Annotated in this window: 4 protein-coding genes; 1 reads left to right on the forward strand and 3 read right to left on the reverse strand. The window is 59.8% G+C overall.

The features are described from left to right. Positions 1-54: 54 nt before the first annotated feature. Positions 55-354 carry a hypothetical protein gene (locus tag HAQ05_RS27665; protein ID WP_190427532.1) on the reverse strand — a complete coding sequence of 100 codons (300 nt, stop codon included), beginning with the start codon at positions 352-354 and terminating at the stop codon, positions 55-57. 14 nt (positions 355-368) lie between these two features. Then, a complete protein-coding gene (locus tag HAQ05_RS27670; protein WP_190427534.1) occupies positions 369-800 on the reverse strand; it encodes a LexA family protein in 432 nt (143 codons plus the stop codon). 93 nt (positions 801-893) lie between these two features. On the opposite strand from HAQ05_RS27670, the gene HAQ05_RS27675 reads away from it, so the two are divergent. Then, the gene (locus tag HAQ05_RS27675) at positions 894-1,553 is read left to right on the forward strand and encodes an SOS response-associated peptidase family protein (RefSeq protein ID WP_190427536.1); all 660 of its coding nucleotides are present in this window, start codon (positions 894-896) and stop codon (positions 1,551-1,553) included. Positions 1,554-1,938: 385 nt separating this feature from the next. Here the strand turns inward: HAQ05_RS27675 and HAQ05_RS27680 are convergent. Continuing rightward, positions 1,939-2,258, reverse strand: a 320-nt coding sequence (locus HAQ05_RS27680; protein WP_190427541.1) for a GGDEF domain-containing protein, incomplete at its 5' end; no start/stop codon positions are given.

The raw sequence follows: 2,258 nt of genomic DNA on the forward strand, positions 1-2,258 counted from the left end.
ACCCTCCCCACCCCTCATCTGCGCAGCACTGCAGATCCCGCCAAAGCCCCCTCTTCAAACCTCTTCATGAATCCTGCACCACCACGACTGCGCATAGAAGCAATCGCCAACTTGCTCGATGCCGCTCAATGACATGCCGCTCTGAGCCATATGGGTGATGCGCACGTCTAGCAGCTCTGGCATCACCTCGGGTCCCTGGCTCTTGAACACCCAAGCGCTTATGGTGCTTCTACCCAGTACGGGGTGCTTGCACTCGCTGATCTGGATGTTGCCCCGGATGGGCTGCACCTTCTGCAATTCCGTCTTGGATATGGCAACCCCAAGCTCGCGCCGACGAACGATGTAAAAATGCATGGTATGGACGCCTATCAGGCCTTCGGGTCATGGGTGCGCACGCTGAACGTCACCACGCCCCACATCTGCAGCTCGTCGCCATCGATGATGTACCGCGGCGGAAAGCGCCTATTCTCCGAGAACAACGCCACCTCCCCGCCCCGCCGGTGCAGGCGCTTACACAGCGGTTCGCCGTTGATGGCGGCAATCACGATGTGCCCGTGGGCCGGCTCAATCGCGCGGTCCACCACCACCAGATCACCATCGAAGATTCCGGCGCCGATCATGCTGTCGCCCTCGATGCGCACCAGGTAGATATGCGGCGCCCGCAGGTTCAGCAGTTCATCCAGGGAAATGGCTTTTTCAAGGTGGTCCGTGGCTGGCGAAGGGAAACCCGCTGGCACGCGGAAGGAGTAGACCGGCAGGGTTGCCGAGCTGGGAGAAAGGGGACCAAGAAAGGTGATCATGGAGGCAACCGAATTACTGTACTTATATACAGTTAACCTTTTGTGCCTGGCCGTGGTCAATCAGGTGAAGGGACGAAACGATAGGTGGCAGCCGTGTGTGGAAGATTTGTCCAAGATCGAAGCCTGGCCGATTACGTGGACTGGCTTGGCAGCAGGCCAGCCAGCGGCTATGACGCCGTACCACTGGAGCGGTACAACATCGCCCCCACGGCGCTGGTGAGCGTGTTCAGCAATCACCCGGACGGCCTGCTGATCTCGGCTATCAAATGGGGCTGGCAACCGCACTGGGCTACCGGCAAGCGCCCACCACCCATCAATGCCCGGGTGGAAACGGTGGCCACCAATCGCTTCTTCCGCACCGCCTGGCCAAGCCGGGTGCTGGTGCCGGCCACGGGCTGGTATGAGTGGGTGCCCGACCCTGCCGACCCGAAGCGCAAGCAGCCCTACTTCATCCATCTGAAAACGGGCGCGCCGATGTTCTTCGCCGGCATCGGGCGCGAGGGTGAAGGGTTCGTAATCCTCACCGCAGACTCCCTGGGCGGCATGGTCGATATCCACGACCGGCGGCCGATTGTGCTCGAGCCTGAACTCGCCAAGGAATGGATGGACCCCGACACCACCAGCGAGCGGGCCGAGGTGATCGCCCGCGAGTTGGGCACGCCCACCGAGGCCTTCGACTGGTATCCGGTTGGAAAGGCAGTGGGGAATGTGCGGAATCAGGGGCCGCAGTTGATTCTGCCTGTGGTTGAGTGAGCGAGAACGGCACCCTTTCGGGCATTGGGACGGATATGGGCGGGACTGCGCAGTTGATCACCGGCATGCGCTGACAGCGGCCTGCAATTCGCTTTCAAGCCCGATGCGCTTCCGGCGCTCGGCCAAGAGCGCCAGCACCTTCACGTCCGGGCTGTCACTCTTCTTCAAGCCGGCCGCTGCCCAGGGCGGACGGCCACCGCCTGGGGGCGGCTCGACACCGCCCCGGCACTAGAACCTCCACGCGCGCCGCGCGGGGCTCAGGCTGGGCAACTACTCCGGCAGCGCTTCCCGCAATCAGGAAGTCTGCGGCGACCATTATACCGGGTATAAAGCCGCACCTTGTCACCTTTGACAAGTTAGAGACTCTGTGTGAATTAACTGATACTCAACTTTCATCTTGCATAAGACATCGCACACAATTTCGACCGGCCCTTTTTGCTTCGTACAACGCTGCGTCTGCTACAGCGAACAATTCTTTCCAACCTCCATTTTCCCGCGCTCCAAAAGCGATACCGAAGCTAGCTGTGACGTTGAGAAATATCGACGGACTGACCTCGATGGTCATTTTAGAAATAGCCACTCTTAATTTTTCGGCCATGGAATACAATTGACTAAACTCAACGCCAGACAACACTACAGAAAACTCTTCTCCACCGTGCCGAGCTACCAAGTCTCCACGCCGCACGTGGGTTGTCAAAGCCTTAG

It is taken from the genome of Pseudomonas typographi (assembly GCF_014694385.1).
In the GTDB taxonomy this organism is placed as follows: domain Bacteria; phylum Pseudomonadota; class Gammaproteobacteria; order Pseudomonadales; family Pseudomonadaceae; genus Aquipseudomonas; species Aquipseudomonas typographi.

Excerpts from the sequence above, each read along its gene's own strand:
- HAQ05_RS27670 (WP_190427534.1), bottom strand. The coding sequence starts at position 800 with ATGATCACCTTTCTTGGTCCCCTTTCTCCCAGCTCGGCAACCCTGCCG.
- HAQ05_RS27665 (WP_190427532.1), bottom strand. The coding sequence starts at position 354 with ATGCATTTTTACATCGTTCGTCGGCGCGAGCTTGGGGTTGCCATATCC.